Annotated in this window: 19 protein-coding genes; 10 read left to right on the forward strand and 9 right to left on the reverse strand. The window is 61.6% G+C overall.

Annotated features, from left to right (window positions below; all coding sequences use genetic code 11):
- The first annotated feature begins 45 nt into the window (after positions 1–45).
- A complete protein-coding gene (locus BLS48_RS32310) occupies positions 46–912 on the forward strand; it encodes an SUMF1/EgtB/PvdO family nonheme iron enzyme (protein WP_091586335.1) in 867 nt (288 codons plus the stop codon).
- Between the two features lie 54 nt (positions 913–966).
- Here BLS48_RS32310 and BLS48_RS32315 read toward each other — a convergent pair whose 3' ends face one another.
- Entirely contained in the window at positions 967–2,142 is a 1,176-nt protein-coding gene (locus BLS48_RS32315) for an NnrS family protein (protein ID WP_091586337.1), read from the reverse strand.
- Between the two features lie 105 nt (positions 2,143–2,247).
- A complete protein-coding gene (locus tag BLS48_RS32320) occupies positions 2,248–2,685 on the reverse strand; it encodes a pseudoazurin (RefSeq protein ID WP_091586376.1) in 438 nt (145 codons plus the stop codon).
- Positions 2,686–2,830: 145 nt separating this feature from the next.
- On the opposite strand from BLS48_RS32320, the gene BLS48_RS32325 reads away from it, so the two are divergent.
- Entirely contained in the window at positions 2,831–3,532 is a 702-nt protein-coding gene (locus tag BLS48_RS32325; RefSeq protein ID WP_091586340.1) for a Crp/Fnr family transcriptional regulator, read from the forward strand.
- Positions 3,533–3,535: 3 nt separating this feature from the next.
- Here BLS48_RS32325 and BLS48_RS32330 read toward each other — a convergent pair whose 3' ends face one another.
- Positions 3,536–3,781, reverse strand: a complete 246-nt coding sequence (locus BLS48_RS32330) for a DUF1858 domain-containing protein (protein WP_425284756.1) — start codon at positions 3,779–3,781, stop codon at positions 3,536–3,538.
- A 442-nt stretch (positions 3,782–4,223) separates the two neighbouring features.
- On the opposite strand from BLS48_RS32330, the gene BLS48_RS32340 reads away from it, so the two are divergent.
- The 3 genes from BLS48_RS32340 to BLS48_RS32350 are packed head-to-tail and all read left to right on the forward strand — an operon-like array spanning position 4,224 to position 7,291.
- Positions 4,224–5,039 (forward strand): FMN-binding protein, encoded by an 816-nt coding sequence (locus tag BLS48_RS32340; RefSeq protein WP_091586344.1) that lies wholly within the window; start codon positions 4,224–4,226, stop codon positions 5,037–5,039.
- Between the two features lie 30 nt (positions 5,040–5,069).
- Complete coding sequence (locus BLS48_RS32345) at positions 5,070–5,783, forward strand: FAD:protein FMN transferase (RefSeq protein WP_244529997.1); 714 nt, start codon at positions 5,070–5,072, stop codon at positions 5,781–5,783.
- Positions 5,780–7,291: an RnfABCDGE type electron transport complex subunit D gene (locus BLS48_RS32350; RefSeq protein WP_091586349.1), complete on the forward strand. Its 1,512-nt coding sequence runs from the start codon at positions 5,780–5,782 to the stop codon at positions 7,289–7,291. Before BLS48_RS32345 ends, BLS48_RS32350 begins: the two co-directional genes overlap by 4 nt.
- 8 nt (positions 7,292–7,299) lie before the next feature.
- Here the strand turns inward: BLS48_RS32350 and BLS48_RS32355 are convergent, their stop codons facing one another.
- From BLS48_RS32355 to BLS48_RS32365, 3 genes are read right to left on the reverse strand one after another with little or no spacing between them, the layout of a single operon-like run.
- Positions 7,300–8,643: a sensor histidine kinase gene (locus tag BLS48_RS32355; protein ID WP_091586351.1), complete on the reverse strand. Its 1,344-nt coding sequence runs from the start codon at positions 8,641–8,643 to the stop codon at positions 7,300–7,302.
- Positions 8,643–9,308: a response regulator transcription factor gene (locus tag BLS48_RS32360; protein ID WP_091586353.1), complete on the reverse strand. Its 666-nt coding sequence runs from the start codon at positions 9,306–9,308 to the stop codon at positions 8,643–8,645. The genes BLS48_RS32355 and BLS48_RS32360 overlap by 1 nt, the downstream gene beginning before the upstream one ends.
- Positions 9,308–9,634 (reverse strand): PepSY domain-containing protein, encoded by a 327-nt coding sequence (locus BLS48_RS32365; protein ID WP_091586355.1) that lies wholly within the window; start codon positions 9,632–9,634, stop codon positions 9,308–9,310. Before BLS48_RS32365 ends, BLS48_RS32360 begins: the two co-directional genes overlap by 1 nt.
- Before the next feature lie 77 nt (positions 9,635–9,711).
- Here BLS48_RS32365 and BLS48_RS32370 point away from each other — a divergent pair, with 77 nt between their 5' ends.
- Together BLS48_RS32370 and BLS48_RS32375 are read left to right on the forward strand one after the other, a co-directional pair.
- Positions 9,712–10,017: a hypothetical protein gene (locus BLS48_RS32370; RefSeq protein WP_091586357.1), complete on the forward strand. Its 306-nt coding sequence runs from the start codon at positions 9,712–9,714 to the stop codon at positions 10,015–10,017.
- A gap of 227 nt (positions 10,018–10,244) precedes the next feature.
- On the forward strand, positions 10,245–10,943 hold the full coding sequence (locus BLS48_RS32375) for a CBS domain-containing protein (RefSeq protein WP_091586359.1): 699 nt from the start codon (positions 10,245–10,247) through the stop codon (positions 10,941–10,943).
- Positions 10,944–10,999: 56 nt separating this feature from the next.
- Here BLS48_RS32375 and BLS48_RS32380 read toward each other — a convergent pair whose 3' ends face one another.
- The 3 genes from BLS48_RS32380 to BLS48_RS32390 all read right to left on the reverse strand — a co-directional run bounded on the left by BLS48_RS32380 (position 11,000) and on the right by BLS48_RS32390 (position 12,812).
- Positions 11,000–11,269, reverse strand: coding sequence for a DUF6455 family protein (locus BLS48_RS32380; protein ID WP_091586361.1), 270 nt, complete (start codon positions 11,267–11,269; stop codon positions 11,000–11,002).
- Between the two features lie 171 nt (positions 11,270–11,440).
- Positions 11,441–11,899 (reverse strand): NUDIX hydrolase, encoded by a 459-nt coding sequence (locus BLS48_RS32385; protein WP_091586363.1) that lies wholly within the window; start codon positions 11,897–11,899, stop codon positions 11,441–11,443.
- Positions 11,900–11,999: 100 nt separating this feature from the next.
- Positions 12,000–12,812, reverse strand: coding sequence for a universal stress protein (locus BLS48_RS32390; RefSeq protein WP_091586378.1), 813 nt, complete (start codon positions 12,810–12,812; stop codon positions 12,000–12,002).
- Between the two features lie 737 nt (positions 12,813–13,549).
- Here BLS48_RS32390 and BLS48_RS32395 point away from each other — a divergent pair.
- The 3 genes from BLS48_RS32395 to BLS48_RS32410 form a co-directional block, all read left to right on the forward strand.
- Complete coding sequence (locus BLS48_RS32395; RefSeq protein ID WP_091586380.1) at positions 13,550–15,064, forward strand: PAS domain-containing sensor histidine kinase; 1,515 nt, start codon at positions 13,550–13,552, stop codon at positions 15,062–15,064.
- Positions 15,054–15,668: a response regulator FixJ gene (fixJ, locus tag BLS48_RS32400; protein WP_091586365.1), complete on the forward strand. Its 615-nt coding sequence runs from the start codon at positions 15,054–15,056 to the stop codon at positions 15,666–15,668. Before BLS48_RS32395 ends, fixJ begins: the two co-directional genes overlap by 11 nt.
- Positions 15,669–16,051: 383 nt before the next feature.
- A partial coding sequence (locus tag BLS48_RS32410) for a pyridoxamine 5'-phosphate oxidase family protein (protein ID WP_143019573.1) occupies positions 16,052–16,332 on the forward strand: 281 nt, incomplete at its 3' end.

Here is a 16,332-nt window from a genome sequence, read left to right on the forward strand (position 1 = left end):
GAAAACCGCCCGGACAGCGGTGCTGTCCGGGCTTGGACAAAAGTTATGTCGCTTTCCATCTTGAAGCTTGTGTCGGTCGCCATGGCGGCCGCAACTGTGCCGGTAGGACTGTCGATACAGGCAGCCGGTGGGCATCGGCAGTCCCGCCCCGTTGCCATGACGACCTTGCTTCCCGGCTCGATTACCTACCCGATGCCCGGCGAATTCCTGAAGGGCGGGCACCCGCAAGGCAATCCCCGTCTCGAGCGGCAACTCGACAGGCCTCTCGAAATCATGACCTATCAAGTCAGCGTCGGCGACTATGCGGCCTGTGTCGCGGCCGGCGGCTGTCAGCCACCACAGGAGACACGCGCGGTCCCGAGCGATGCTCCCGTGACCGGAGTGAGCTATCTCGATGCCGAAGCCTATGCCCGGTGGTATTCCGAGGCGACCGGCGGCCACTGGCGTTTGCCATCCGACGAGGAATGGGCGTTTGCCGCGGCTGAGCGGTTCGCAGGCGAATTCGAGGGCGTGGAAGACGATGCCAACAACCCCGCCAGGCGCTGGCTGACCAGCTACAAGGCCGAGGTGGAACTCAAAATCAAACCGGACCCCCGGCCCAGGAGCCGTGGCTCCTTCGGAGTGAATTCCCGAGGCCTCGCGGACTTCTCCGGCAACGTCTGGGAGTGGACGTCGACCTGCTATGTCCGCACAACGTTGGCTGCCGATGGTACCGGTGTTGCGAGTTCGGTCGACAATTGCGGCGTCCATGTCCTTGAAGGGCGTCACAGAGCCTATATGTCGAACTTCGTCAGCGACGGGAAAAGCGGAGGCTGTGCCGTCGGAACGCCTCCCGACAATCTGGGATTCAGGTTGATACGGGACCATGCGGGATGGGCGAACCGGATTTTCGGCTGGCTGGGCATCGTCTGAACGGCACATCAACGTCTTTTCGACCCGTCGCGAGCCCGCCTGCCGCCGCGCCACTCACCGTGCTTTTGGCGTCATCAACGCGGTTCCATAGGTTACAAGGAAGCCGGCAAATGCCGCCACCCAGGCGGTGCCGGCAATGTCGATCATCACGCCATAGGGAACGAAAGTGGCCAGGATTCTCAGCGATCCCGCGAGAAGGATGGCGACGAAGACAAACGAGGCGCCTCTTCCAGCCTTGAGTCCTCGTCCAGTGTGCCCGAGCGTTGCGCGGATCATCACGGCGAGCGTCATCGAGCCAACCGCGCCGGTTCCGAGTGCGTGCAGTCCCGCCGCCGCCGGCACGGCGCCTGGGAAGAAGATCGACGCCGAGACCAGGGCAAGGCCGACCGGCACAAAGGCGTATGCGAGATGAAGTATCAGCACCAGCGGATCCCGCAAGGTACGCTCGCCGGCCCATCGCGATAAACGCCATGCCTGGCCAATTGCGGCGGTCGCCAGCAGCAGCGCGGAGACGATGTTTTCCGGGGCGAACGTCCATGCTCCCAGTGCAATGGCCGAGATGGCTATAGATGCCATGTCAAAACGGTCGAACGGCGCGGGAAGCCTGCCAGGATTTTCGCGGACGAGCCAATTGCGGGTGAAACTCGGAATGATACGCCCGCCGATGAGCGAGATGAGCATGATCGCCGCAGCCATGCCGAGCCTTCGGCTGACGTCCGATGTGCCTTGAATATGTGCCTCGATATGGAACACGCCGTTGGCGCAAGCCAGAACGGCCAGCGGCAGCAGCACCTTGAGGTTGCGCCAGTTGCGTCCGGCGACAATTTCGCGTGCCGCCGCCGCGGTGACCGCGAGCAGAAACGCACCGTCGATCAGGGCGCCTGCTTCCCAGCCGATATCCGCCGAGAAGAAAACAGCGGCGCGCCCGGCGACCCACAGGACAACCAATGCCAGCAATGGCAAGCCTTGCACAGGCAGCCGGCCGGTCCAGTTCGGGATGGCGGTCAGCAGGAAGCCGGTAACGATCGCCGGCAGATAGCCGAACAACATCTCATGGACATGCCAGTCGACGGGAACGAACGCACTGTGGGCGTCGAGTTCGCCCGCATAGATCGGCAGCCAAAGCAGAATGGACAGCCCGGCATAAAGCGACCCAAGGAAGAAGAAGGGCCTGAACCCGTAGGAAAGAAACGCCGGCCCGGTGTAGGCCCGCAGGCGTGGAATTCCCATGACTTGCATCCTCAAATGAAAAGGGCCGGATGAACCGCCGCCCTCGGTCCGTCCGGCCCTAGCCTGCCAGCTGATGCCGGCAGGCATGCCTGTATCGATTGCCGGTCAGTTGGCCGGGATCTGGCTGAACAGGTCTGCGAACACCGTCTTTGCCTTGCCTGGGTGCTTGACCGCCTTGGCTGCATCGAGGTTGACCGGCTTGCCGACAACGATCAGGGCGACCATGCCCATGCCATAGTGGGGTGCGCATCTGACGCCGTAGACGCCCTCTTTCGTCAGTGTGACGGTGATTTCCTCGCTGGGCTTTCCCTTGAAGGGTTCAGCGCCATCCGGAAGCATGCCCTTGATCGACTCAGCGTCGTGCGTCTTGTCGGTCGGCACGAACTTTACGGTGTCGCCGGGTGCGGCCTTGACGAAGTCTGGCTGGAAAACCATCGCGCCTTTTTCGCCTTTGTTGAGCATTTGCACCACGTGCTCTTCGGCGCTTGCGCCGCTGGCGAGCGCGAGGATGGAGACTGCGGCAGCGAGGATGGAGAGTTTCATCGATTTGTCCTTTGTTTCGTCTTCGCGGCATTGGCCGTTCCATGCCATTTAGCCTGATATGCGCCGGCAGAATTTGCGCTGGCGCAAACTCGGGGTAGAAAGGTTTCCCGCACGACTGGTGCGGAACAGGCCGTGGGGGATCCGCTTGGCTGCGCTGGACCGATCGCTGATATCGCGACTGCCGCTCTTCCGGGAACTGACGCCCGACGAGCAGACCGAGCTTCTCCGAAGCGCGAGATCGTCACGCTATGCCAAGGACACGGCGATCTTCGAGCAGGAAACCGACGCCCATTCCTTTTTCGTTCTGATCGCGGGGCACATACGCGTCGTCCGCACCACGCCGGACGGACAGCAGGTCATCGCCAGATACATCAGCGAAGGCGAGATTTTTGGCGTGGCCGCAGCGCTTGGCCGGACCACCTATCCTGCCAGCGCAGTCGCCGCGGTGGACTGCGTGGTACTGGCCTGGGCCAACGCGCTTTGGCCGGAGCTGGCGCGGCGGTTCCCGGCGTTTGGGGCGACCACCTACAGGACGGTTGGGAACAGGCTGCAAGAAACCCAGACGCGGGTGATGGAGATGTCGACGGAGCAGGTGGAGCAGCGGGTCGCGCATGCGCTGCTGCGACTGGCGAACCAGACTGGCCGAAAAACCGACAGCGGCATCGAAATCGACTTCCCGATCTCGCGGCAGGACATCGCCGAGATGACTGGCACGACACTTCACACCGTCAGCCGTTTGCTGAGCAAGTGGGAAGAGAGGGGGATCATTGTCAGCGGGCGCCAGAAAGTCACGGTCAAGGATCCGCATCGCCTGGTGGTCCTGTCCGAGAACCGGGACAAGGGCTGACCATCACCGGTCTCCTCGAACAACCGATTCCAATTCGAGGAGAAAGTCGCCCTCCTCGATCTGATGTTCTCGGCATGCCTCCGCCACGGTATGGAAAGTGCCGATCGGACAGCCGACGCAAAGCATCCTGTATCTCAACAGCACTGCCACCGTTGCCGGCCATCGCCTCATGATCTCGTCGACGACCATGTCGGGGTTGATAGAACTGGCTTGCTTCATGGTCGAACTTTTCGCCTCCACAAAACGCATTCATATGTCCAGCGCGTCCTGTCTTCGTTGCGCTTTCGCAACTTGAAGAACAGTAGAGAAGCCGGAACAGCTCCCCCGGCCAGACCCTACGAGTCTGAGAAACGGTCAATGCGAGGACCTCCGCGGAGCCGCCGCGTCCGGCGCATTCGGACACTGGTCGGATGGCAATACCAACGACGGTGCCGACTCCGGCAGTCAATACCATTGCCCGCGCGCCCCAGAATGTAACGCTGCCGGCTCCAGCGCCGAGTGCATCCAACACCGCAAGGAACAGCAGAGAGGCAATGGACACGACGGCAACAAGTCATGCCGCCGCCGAGACCAGCACCCTCGCCAATGGCGTGGTCGCGCCCCTGACAGCCAATTGTCAGCTCTGGCGTGAGATATTGCGTTTGAAGCGATCCGAAACGGATTCGCCAGTGCAACCTGGAATGCAATGCAAATGAAGCAGATTGCCTTGTCACTTTTTGTCATCGCCGCCTCTGGCGCCTATGTGTGGGAACAGGCCGGCAAGGGCCCCGCGGACGACATGCTGGGTTCGACGCAGCCCGCCGACGCCGCCGAGGGAGGTACCGCGCAGCCGGTAATCCCCGCCGCACCAACTGACAACGCCCCGGCTCCGACCATGCCTGTGATTCGCCAGCAGAGCGTCCGGCTCGAGCCCCAGTTCAACACTCCGCCGGCGATTGGCAGGGAAACGACGGCCGCCATCGCAGCACCCACACCGAAGCTGGAACCCGTCGTGAAGCAAGCGCAGGTTTCGCGGGCACTCGCCCCGACGCCAGTGCCGACTGGCGCCGCAACGGTACCGGCCGCCGCCGTTCCCGCGCCTGAAACGCCATCCTTCGTCATCACCCCGGCCGTTTACATACCCATTCCGCAACCGCGGCCGGACTATGCGGAGGCAACCGCCCGCGTCATCCGCACCGGCATGAAGGCGACCGTGAATGCCGGCACGAAGCCGGCCGCGCATGGCTTCGTCGATGGCACCTACACCGGTCCCGTCACGGACGCCTATTACGGGCTCATCCAGATTCAGGCCTCCATCCAAGGCGGTCGCCTGACGGCGCTGAAAGTGCTGAAATACCCATCTGACCGCCGCACGTCCGTCAGCATCAACCGGCAGGCACTGCCGATGCTGCGCGACGAGGCGATCAGCGCGCAAAGCGCCCGTGTCGACATCATTTCGGGCGCGACGCTGACCAGCAGGGCCTTCATCCAGTCGCTCGGCGGCGCGCTGAAGAAAGCTTCGTCGTAATTCATGCGCGAAACGCGGATTTTGATGGGCATGCCCGTCACCGTCGATGTCGGCGGCGCGTCGCACGCGTTGATCGACAAGGTCTTCGATTATTTCGAGCATATCGATCGGCGCTTCAGCACCTACAGGACCGACAGCGAGATTTCCGCCATCAACCGGGGCGACGTTCCGGTCAGGGACTGGAGCGGCGAGATGATGGAGGTGCTGGCGCTCGCCGAACAGACGAAAAACGAGACGGACGGATACTTCGACATTCGCAAGCCTGACGGTTCCCTTGATCCGTCCGGCATCGTCAAGGGCTGGGCCATTCGCAACGCGGCCGAAATCGTTCGACAGGGCGGGGTCAGCGATTTCTTCATCGAGGCCGGCGGCGACATCCAGGCGTCCGGGAAAAACGGAGAAGGAAAGGACTGGAGCGTGGGTATCCGCAATCCATTCAATGCGGATGAGGTCATCAAGATCGTTTACCCGCGCGGGCGCGGCGTCGCGACGTCCGGTACCTATGTACGCGGCCAGCATATCTACAATCCGCATGGAGCTGGCGCCCCGATCGCCGACATCGTCAGTTTGACGGTGATCGGGGCGGATGTCCTCGAAGCGGATCGTTTCGCCACCGCGGCCTTCGCCATGGGACGGGACGGCATCTTTTTTCTCGAGCAAACGCCTGGTCTCGAAGGCTACGTCGTCGACATCGATGGCCGTGCCACGCCGACGAGCGGCTTCGGAGCACTTTGCACGCCATGATCAAGACCATTGACCGATTTCTCGACCGGCTGACCATGTACAGGTTGATCCTGTATTATCTCATGGCTCTGGTGGCCACGGCCCTGGTGTTCGGATTTGCCGGCCTGGTACCGCATGATCCGGTGGCGCTCGCTTTCACCACGGCCTTGGCGCTGGCGGCATGCTGGATAGCCAACAAGGTCTTCGCCCGCATCTTCGAAGTGCCGGCCAACAGTGAGTCGGTCTACATCACCGCGCTTATCCTGGCGCTTATCCTCGACCCGGTGGCCGTCACCGATCTTGCGGGCATCGGTGCCGTGGCATTCGCTTCCGTCTGGGCGATCTCGTCCAAATTCATCTTCGCCGTCGGCAGAAAGCACCTGTTCAATCCGGCTGCCCTGGGCGTGGCATTGTCGGCATTCCTGCTCGACAAGCCGGCAACCTGGTGGGTCGGCGGCAATTTGTGGCTGCTTCCCGTCGTGCTGGTCGGGGGTATCCTCATTGTCCGGAAGCTGCGCCGGCTGGATCTTTTCGCGACTTTCGTTGCCGTCGCGCTGGCGACCATCCTGGCTACCACCGAACCCTCGCAATATGGCGTCGCGCTCAAGGAAACCCTGACTTCGTCGCCGCTGTTGTTCTTCGCCTTCGTGATGCTGACCGAGCCATTGACAGCGCCGACGACGCGTTTGCCGCGCATTGCCTTCGCCGCCATCGTCGGCTTCCTGTTCGCCCCGAACATCCATATCGGCTCGTTCTATTTCACGCCGGAACTGGCATTGCTGGCAGGCAACTTGTTTGCCTATGCAGCCGGCCCGAGGGGACGCTTCGTGCTGACATTGGAACGCATCGAGCGCTCGGCTGTCGACAGCTATGATTTCATCTTCAGGTCACAGCGAAAGCTTGCCTTCCAGGCTGGCCAGTATCTTGAATGGACGCTTGGCCTCGACCGTTCCGACAATCGCGGCAACCGGCGCTACTTCACCATCGCCTCCGCACCCACGGAGGAAACGGTTCGCCTCGGCGTCAAGTTCTATCCCGAATCCAGCGCCTTCAAGCGCGAGCTTATGACCCTCAAGCCCGGCGACCGGATTCATGCCGCGCAATTGGCCGGGAGCTTCACGTTGCCCGCCAAGCCCGAAACCAAGATTGCCTTCCTTGCCGGAGGCATCGGCATCACGCCGTTCCGATCCATGCTGCAACATCTTCTCGACCGGAAGGAAAGACGGCCGATCGTCATCCTCTATGGGACCGAAGGCCAGCAGGATATCGCCTATCGCGACGTGCTCGGCGCCGCCAGGCGAGAGCTCGGCATCCGGACGGTTCATGCCGTTGCCCGCGGTGGTGAACACGGCCAGTATCCCGGCTATATCGACGAGCGTCTGATCCGCTTGGCCATACCCGACTACCTTGAGCGGACATTCTACATCTCCGGCCCTCAGGCGATGGTCAAGGCGCTGCGCCAAAAGCTTCGCGCGATGGGCGTTCGCCGCTCGCGGATAAAGGTCGACTACTTCCCGGGGTTTGCGTGAAGCGGGGGTCAACGGTGTCGTGGCAAGGAAATGGTAACGACCAGGCCGGGGTTAGCGTTGGCCATGTCAAGGCGTCCGCCGTAGGCTTCGACAATGTCCGAGACGATGGCAAGGCCAAGGCCGCTGCTGCCACCTTTGCTGTCCAGTTGGACACCGCGCGACAGGGCGGATTGCCGATCCGCTTCGGGAATACCAGGTCCGTCGTCCGCGACGGCAATGACGACTCCGCCGGAAGTCGCGGATGCGTCGACCCGCACCTCGGACTTTGCGTAGCGCACCGCGTTCTCGACCAGATTGCCGAGGATTTCGGACAGGTCACCTTCATCGATTGACGCCATCAGATCGGCGGCGATCTCCACCTTGAACGAAAGCTGCTCGCCGCTTGGCGTGCGTTTGACCACGGCAATGACGCCCGCCGCCGTTTCCCGAATGCGGCAAAAGGCCTTGGCCGATACGCCGGGTGCGAGGCGGGCGCGCGCGAGTTCCCGCTCGACGTGACGTCGGATCGCCGCCGCGCTCTTCTCGATTTCGTCGGCCAGGCTGGTCTCGCCCTTCTTGCGCAAGGCGCGAATGTCGGCCGACAGGACCTGCAGCGGTGTCTTGAGGCCATGCGCCAGATCTGTCGCGCGGGATCGGGCGCGCGCCAGCGCCTTCTCCTGGGCATCGAGCAGCCGATTTATTTCATCGGCAAGCGGCTGCACCTCGCTCGGCGCCGCTACATCCAATCGCGCGGCTCGCTGTGCAATCACGTTTCGAACCGCGACCCGCAGGCCTTCCAACGGAGCAAGACCGACGGTGATCTGGATGAAGAATGCTGCCATGAGGGCGAGGGCAAGCAGGATCAGGGCCGGAGCAAGATCGCGAACATATTCACTGACCGCCAGTTCCACGCCGCGATGGTTTTCCGCGACGATGGCGCGAAATGATCGGCCGTCGACATCGGTGACCATGCGCTCGACGGCGATGGCCAGCTCCCCGTCGGGCCCTTTGAATTCCTTGAATTCCCTGAGTTCGCCACCGGTTCCGAGGGCCGGCAAGGCAAGGGTTGCATCCCATAATGAACGCGACCGGACGAGGCTGCCGGAACCGACGTCCTCGACCTGCCAGTAATAGCCGGACAAGGGAATGGAAAAGCGTGGGTCGGTCAGGGCTGCCTGGACCGAAAGGCGGCCGTCGGGGCCGTATGCGGTAGCGCCGATCAGGTCGTTGAGGTCGACGGTCAGCTCACTGACGACGCGCCGTTCCACATTCAACTCGAATAGATAGCGCAGTCCGACTCCCGCCACGGCAAGTGCGATGAGGATTGAAACCGTCGCTGCCGACCAGAGCCTGAAGCGGATCGAGTTGCCCATCAAGTGGGCTCATCGGGTATCAGATACCCGAAGCCACGTCGCGTTTCGATGACGTCGCTGCCAAGCTTGCGACGCAGGCGCGCGACAATGACCTCGATCGTGTTCGGATCGCGGTCATTGCCTGAATCATACAGGTGCTCGGCCAGTTCGGTGGGTGCCACCACGCTCCCGGCATGATGCATCAGAAACGCCAGGAGCCGATACTCCAGCGGCGAAAGCGAAACGGGAATGCCGCGCAGCGAGATACGCATCTGGCGCGTGTCCAGAAGCAGAGGCCCGGACTTCAGCACGGGCGCCGCCTGCCCCGTCGAGCGCCGTAGAATTGCCCGCAACCGGGCAAGCAGTTCTTCCATTTCGAAAGGCTTGGGGAGATAGTCATCGGCGCCGGAATTGATGCCTTCGACACGCTCCGTCCACATGCCCCTGGCCGTCAGGATGAGAACAGGAAACCGTCGGCCATTGGCCCGCCAGCGTTTCAGGACAGTGAGGCCGTCGAGCTTGGGCAATCCGAGATCCAGAATGGCAGCGTCATAGGTTTCGACATCGCCTGAGAACCATGCAGCTTCGCCATCGCGCACGATATCGACCGCCATCCCGGATGCCTTCAGGGCAGCCGCGATGTCGGCCGCGATGCGCGGCTCGTCTTCAGCAAGGAGAATCTTCATCAGTCACCCTCCCCGCCCCCTATGATGACGCCGGCATCAGCGTCGACATCGACGATCTTGCGGCGGCCATCCGCGACGATGATCTGGAACCGATAGACCCATTTGTCGCCGAGGCGGATGAGGTCGACAGCGACAACATCGCCGGGCGTTTGGGCGCGAACGATGTCCAGGATTTTGGCAAGGCCTTTGATTTCGCCGTGTTCGTAGAGGTCTCGCGCCCGATCGTGGTCGCCGTCGTCATCCTCGTCGCCAAAAGCGGCAAGCGGCTGGACCAGGGCAAGCCCGATCAGGCCCATGACCATGAGACGCTTCAGCTTGGCTATCATCAACAAGGCATCTCGCACACGGAAGCTGTCAATCTGCTGTCAGCCATCCTCAGCCGACAGCAAGCAAGAGTTCTCTATTGAATGTCATCGCGTCCAATCATGGCCGCGCTGAGAAGGATATCGAAATCATGCGCAATTCCATGTTTCTGCTTGTAGCGCTCGGAGGCCTCACAATCTTTGCCCTGCCGGCGGCCGCTGAATCGAACGAAGGGTCATGTGGAGCGCCAGCTGCCGCCGCCCCTGCCGGTCCAATCGATCTTGAGGCCATCCCGATGAAGGACGCTACCGGCCCGAAGGCAGTCAAAGGCGTCGGCGACGACGAGTGCGATGATCGGTCCGCCGGTGGCATCACTGGCGAAAATGAAGCATCAGACGACGACTAGTACCCCAATCGATGCCAGCGGCCCTTTCCGTCTTGCCGGACCGGTCAATCATTCTCGGCAACCGCCTGTGATTGATCGGGAAAAGGGCCGCGGGCGTGCAAACCACTCCTCTCCATGCCAGCCCACACGATACGCGACGCTGCCCCTTGCTGAAAATGATTCAGATCAAGGCACGCCGCGGCCAGGATGTCGATAAACGGCGGGAATAGGCGTTTGAGGAGGCATCCGTGCAAGCCGAAACCATAATGACCTCGCCAGTGGTCGGAATAGCGCCGTCCGCATCTGTCGCAGAAGCGGCTCAGTTGATGCTCTCGAAAAGGATCAGTGGCCTGCCTGTCATCCGCGGCGACGGTGTGTTGGTTGGAATGGTCAGCGAGGGCGATTTCCTGCGCCGCGGAGAACTCGGCACCGAGCGCAAGCGCTCGCGTTGGCTGGAATTTCTCGTCAGCCCCGGGAAAGCCGCTGATGAATACGTCCGAGCCAACGGGCGGCGGGTCGAAGAGGTGATGTCCGATGATGTCGTCACGGCAACCCGCAACGTTTCGCTGGCAGAGATCGTCGAACTGATGGCACGTCACCGCATCAAACGCATACCGATCGTCGAAGCCGGCAGGGTTGTCGGCATCATTGCCCGCTCCGACCTTCTTCGGGCATTGCTTCTCCCGCAGCCAGCCGTGGCCCCGATGTCCGTCGACGACGAACAGATGCGCCAGACTATCCTGGCCGAACTCGCTGCCCAAAAATGGGTGGCCAAGGACATGATAAATGTGATCGTCGACAAGGGCGTGGTGAAACTGAGCGGCGCCATCTTCGATGAACGCGAGCGCCAAGCAGCGATTGTCGCGGCGGAAAACGTCGCCGGCGTCAAAGCCGTCAAGGATGATCTCTTCTGCGCCGACCCTCTGTCCGTCATTCTGGTTTCGTAGCGCCTGAGGCCAGCAACACGACCTTGTCGACGCGAACTGTGTGTCCGCTCGGCGCTCTAACGTTGGCCGGTCGCCTGTTGCAGCCGTGCGATCAAGTCACGGTTGCGGCAATAATCCGGCGGGTTATCGGCTTGCTGGTGTTCGTCGAGCCAGATCGAGCATTCGTCCTGATGGCCGCAGGAGCGGCAGCGGTCCACGGCCCGATTCGTGACAGCTATATGGTCCGGCACCATTTTCAATTGTTTGTCGACACCCAGCTTGCGCATCATGCGGTCCATCAAGGCGGTCCTGGTATCAACGGAAATCAGGTAGTCGAGAAAGCTCATGTCGGTCACTCCTGCCTTTTGGCATCATTGCCAAGCCGGCGACCACGACATTGATCTCGGTCAACAGGCGGATCCGTTGCCAAGTCCGGGCGGTGAAGCGATGGATTGAAGCTCCCGAGCAACGAAAGCCGTCAGAACAAGAAGACTTTCAAGTCCAAGCCATGCCGCCGGCTAGACGGACGCCACAAGCCGGTCGAGGAAGGACCGCTGGCCGGCAAGTATCTTTTCCCGAGCCTGGGCGAGATCCAGCCACTCACCACGATCGATCTCGGGAAAGGACTGCACGCGGCCACTGCGCGGCGGCCACTCCATTTCGAACATGTTGCTGCGCAGCGTAGCGGTGTCGAAATCGCCTTCGACCGCGAAGGCCGTGATGAGCTTGCCTCCGCGCTGACGCAACTCGCGCAAGGGAAGCAGCGGTGCCCCCCTGACCTCCCAGCCGGTTTCCTCGGCGAATTCGCGACGCGCCGCGGCCTCGGGCTGTTCGTCATCGCCATACTCGCCCTTGGCAATGGACCACGCGCCGAGATCGCGGCTTTGCCAGAACGGGCCGCCCGGGTGGACAAGCAGCACCTGCAGGCCGCTGTTCGACCTGCGATAGGGCAGGATGCCCGCACTTTTCTTGGCCATGACTTCACGCCCTCGCCATACAGTCTGTCATCGGGGGCAGGCTGAACAGGTCTTCTGCCGATCACCCGCAGCGCTCTCGGTCGCTTTGGGCATCAAATCATCAATACGACATGAAGCGGTTGATGCTGCTTTCCTCAATCAGCGAGTGCGTGACGCCGCCGAACGCCCATTCCCGCAGACGGCTGTGACCATATGCACCGGAGACGATCAGGTCCGCATGGATCGACCGCGCAAATGTCAGCAACTGATCGCCGTCAGCCTCGCCGACGATCGATTCGGTTCGTGCCATGATACCGTGATGTTCGAGAAAGACCGCGACATCGGCGAGGCTGTCGCGAATGCCTTCGTCGCGGTCGGTATCAATTGTGGCGACGACGACTTCGTTGGCCTTGGCCAGAAAAGGCAGGGCATCTGCTATCGCCCGCCGCGCTTCCCTGGTGTCCTTCCAGGCAACCAGCACGGTTTTTGCCATGACATGTTCGACATTGCTCGCGGCAACCAGGACCGGTCGGCCAGCACCGAGTACGAGGCTGCCGACATCCACTGCGCGAAAGACATTTTCCCCTTTCTCGCTGCCGGTAACGATAAGATCGGCCGTCCTGGCCGAAACGCTCAGAAAACGAGTCGGGCTGGAAACGGATTGCCCCCATTCGCTGAAGATCGAAGCGGGAACCAGTCTCTCGAATTCGGCTCGCAGTTCGGCAAGCCGCTTTTCGATTTCCGTGCGCTGGATCTGCATGATCTCCCCTTCGTAGACCATACCGTTGCCTGTCGCGACCAGGGGCGGAACATCCGCAGCCGCCAGGCCGATGAGACGGGCTCCAAACCGCTCCGCAAGCTCGATTCCCAATTTCACCGTTGCTGCAGGAGGTGCATCCACGGCAAGATTCACGATGATTGACTTGTAGGACATGATTGGGCGCCTCTCGTTGGACCGGTGGAACGCGAAGATGAAATGCATCCACCGACGCTCGATGCCTTGATGCGGGTCAAAAGACTTTTTCTCAATTGCCGGCACATTCGTTCACGAGCCTCTGGCATGATCGGTTTTGCGTGGGCAGATTGGGCGATGAGTGATAACTAGGCCGAATTGCACGTCCCCGTATCCAAGGACTTCATGTGAACGACAAGGAAACGCGCGCTTTGCCGACCGGCGAAACCATGCTGAAATCGGTGTCAGCGTTCGGTAACAGCGAGATCGGCAGGCTGATCATGTCCTATGACTGGTCGACTTCACCGGTTGGCCCAATAGGCTCATGGTCTCAGACGCTGATCAACACCGTCTGCACCATGCTCCCGGCCCGCACGCCGATCGCCCTGTTCTGGGGGGCCGACCATGTGGCGCTCTACAACGATGCCTGTGCCTCGTTGCTGGCCGGAAAGCATCCGCTGGCGCTCGGTGGCCCGGCGTCGTCGGCAAGTCGAGCAAAGCTGTGGGACGACCTCGAATCATCGCTTCACAAGGTGCGCACCTCCGGCGAGACTGTTCTTGCGCATGCGAAGCCACTGCAGGGTGAGCGGTACGGCATTGCCGAAGAGGTCTATTTCGACATTTCATACTCGCCGGTCATCGAGGTGGACGGCGCGGTCGGTGGCGTGCTGTGCATTCTGAGCGAAGTCACTGATCGAGTTCGCGGCGAACAGCGGACCATGGCCGAGCATGACCGGCTGGCCCTCATGTTCGAGCAAGCCCCGGGGTTCATGACGTTGATGCGCGAGCCGGGTCATGTCTTCGAGCTGACCAATGCCGCCTACCAGCGGCTGATTGGCCATCGGCAAGTAATCGGTAAGTCGGTGCGCGAAGCCCTGCCCGAACTCGAGGGCCAGGGTTTCTACGAACTGCTCGACCAGGTGTATGAGACCGGCGAGCCGTACAGGGGGCGGGCAGTCAAAATCGCGCTCCGCAAGAAGGATGGCGAATCTGTCGAAGAGCGCATCCTCGATTTCGTCTATCAGCCGATCAAGGCCGATGACGGCCGTATCGCGGCCATCTTTGTCGAGGGCACCGACGTCAGCGAGCTTTCCTTCGCAAACGCTGCCCTTCAGCTGCGCGAAGATCACTTGCGTTCGATCCTGGCGACCGTTCCCGATGCCATGGTCGTCATCGACGAAAAAGGCCGGATCCAATCCTTCAGCACGGCGGCCGAAACCCTGTTTGGCTATCAGTCGAGCGAAGCCGTCGGTCAAAACGTCAACATCTTGATGCCGGCGCCCTATCATGGCGAGCATGACGCCTATCTGCACCGCTACCTGACGACGGGTGAGCGCCGAATCATCGGGCTCGGCCGCACGGTGACCGGGATGCGCAAGGATGGCTCGACCTTTCCGATGGAGCTTTCCGTCGGCGAGATGCATCCGGGAACCGGCCGGTTCTTTACTGGCTTTTGCCGCGACCTGACCGAACGCCACAGGGCGGAAGCAAGAATACAGGAGCAGCAGCAGGAGCTGCTGCACATGGCGCGGTTTACCGCGCTTGGTGAAATGGCCTCGACATTGGCGCATGAGATCAACCAGCCTCTCACCGCGATCACGAACTACCTCAAAGGCAGCCGCCGACTGCTCGAGAAAAGCACGGAAGAGAATGCGCCCATGCTGCGTGAGGCTGTCGAAAAGGCAGCCGAGCAGGCGTTGCGGGCCGGCGATGTCATCCGACACCTCAGGGACTTCGTCGCGAGAGGCGAGAGCGAGCGTCAGGTCGAACGCTTGCCAACGCTGATCGAAGAGGCCTCGTCGCTGGCCCTGGTCGGCGCAAGAGAGATAAATGTCCGTGTCAGCTACAAGCTCGACCCGCTTGCCGAACTGGTCTTGACCGACCGGATCCAGATTCAGCAGGTTCTGCTGAATCTGATGCGCAACGCGGTGGAAGCCATGCAAGGTGCGCCACGCCGCGAATTGCACGTCATCACCGTCGCCCGGGATGACGGGATGGCCGAGGTCAGCGTGATCGATACGGGCACGGGGCTTGCGCCGGAGGTCTCGGCCCAGCTTTTCCAGCCATTTGTCACCACCAAGAAGCAGGGCATGGGTGTCGGTCTCTCGATTTGCCGTACTATCGTGGAATCGCATGGCGGCCATATCTGGGCGGAGGCCGTCCCTGGCGGAGGGACCGCTTTCCGCTTCACCTTGCGCATCGTTGAAAAGGGAGAGGTCGCCAATGACCGCTAATGATCTTGTGCATGTGGTGGACGACGACGTCGACGTCCGCAAGTCGCTTGGTTTTCTCCTGGCGACGGCGGACTTTGCCGTACGCCTGCATGAGTCGGCGACAGCCTTCCTGGCTACCGCGACGGGCGATCTCGACGGCTGTATCGTGACCGATGTGCGCATGCCCGGCATTGACGGCATCGAGTTCCTGCGTCAGCTCAGAACCCGCGGGCAAGCGATTCCCGTCATTGTCATGACAGGTCATGCCGATGTGGCGCTGGCCGTTCAGGCGATGAAGGAAGGGGCTTCCGATTTCATTGAGAAACCGTTCGACGACCAGGTTTTGATCGATGCGATCCGCTCAGCGTTGGACAACCGCAACCAGGTCGGTGCAACGCACCCACAATCAGCGGAAATCCATGGGCGCATGGCGGCACTCTCGGAGCGCGAGCGGCAAGTGCTGGATGGGCTGGTGTCGGGTCTGCCGAACAAGACGATCGCCTATGACCTGGGCATCAGTCCGCGCACGGTCGAGATTCATCGCGCCAATGTCATGAGCAAGATGGGCGCGGGCAGCCTGTCGCATCTCGTGCGCATGGCGTTGATCGTGGAATCCAAACCCTAGGAAGCGTCACCCAGGGACTTGCCGCCGTTTGTCGGCATTGCCTTCGACTCCCAATAGCGCCAATGGGTCGGGCGGATGTCGACGCGAACGCCAGTCGCGGCGTTCGTCCAACCCTGCCGCCCCTTTATGCAGGGAAACACGAGCGCATGTTCGCCGTCCTCATCCAAGACTGCGAGTTCAAGGTCGCGACCAAACGGAGCGCTTAAGATTGGCTTCCACATTGGCATGTGATGCCCGGAAGCGGCAATTCTCGCCTTGATTTGAATCATATTCCGGCAAACCAATGCGCCCTCGGATTGGCAGTGGTACGCTGTCGCCGGACAGCGCCAGCGCGACGTCGCTGGCGATGACTCGACGGCCGAGAAGAACAGGAGATCGCATTGATGCTGGTCCGTACGCTTTCCGCGCTGGAATCCACCAAACTGCTGTCCGCCAACCGCCTCGGCCACCTGGCGTGCGCGAAGGATGGGCAGCCCTACGTCGTGCCTCTGCACTATGCCCATTCCGACAATCACCTCTACGCGTTCTCCTTGCCGGGCAAGAAGATCGACTGGATGCGGGCCAATCCGCAGGTGTCCGTCCAGGTTGGCGAACACGGCCAGGGACGAGGATGGAGAAGCGTGGTCGTCGATGGCCGCTATGAAGAACTGCCCGACCGTATCGG

Origin of the sequence: Mesorhizobium qingshengii, from assembly GCF_900103325.1 — a bacterium.
In the GTDB taxonomy this organism is placed as follows: Bacteria; Pseudomonadota; Alphaproteobacteria; order Rhizobiales; family Rhizobiaceae; genus Mesorhizobium; species Mesorhizobium qingshengii.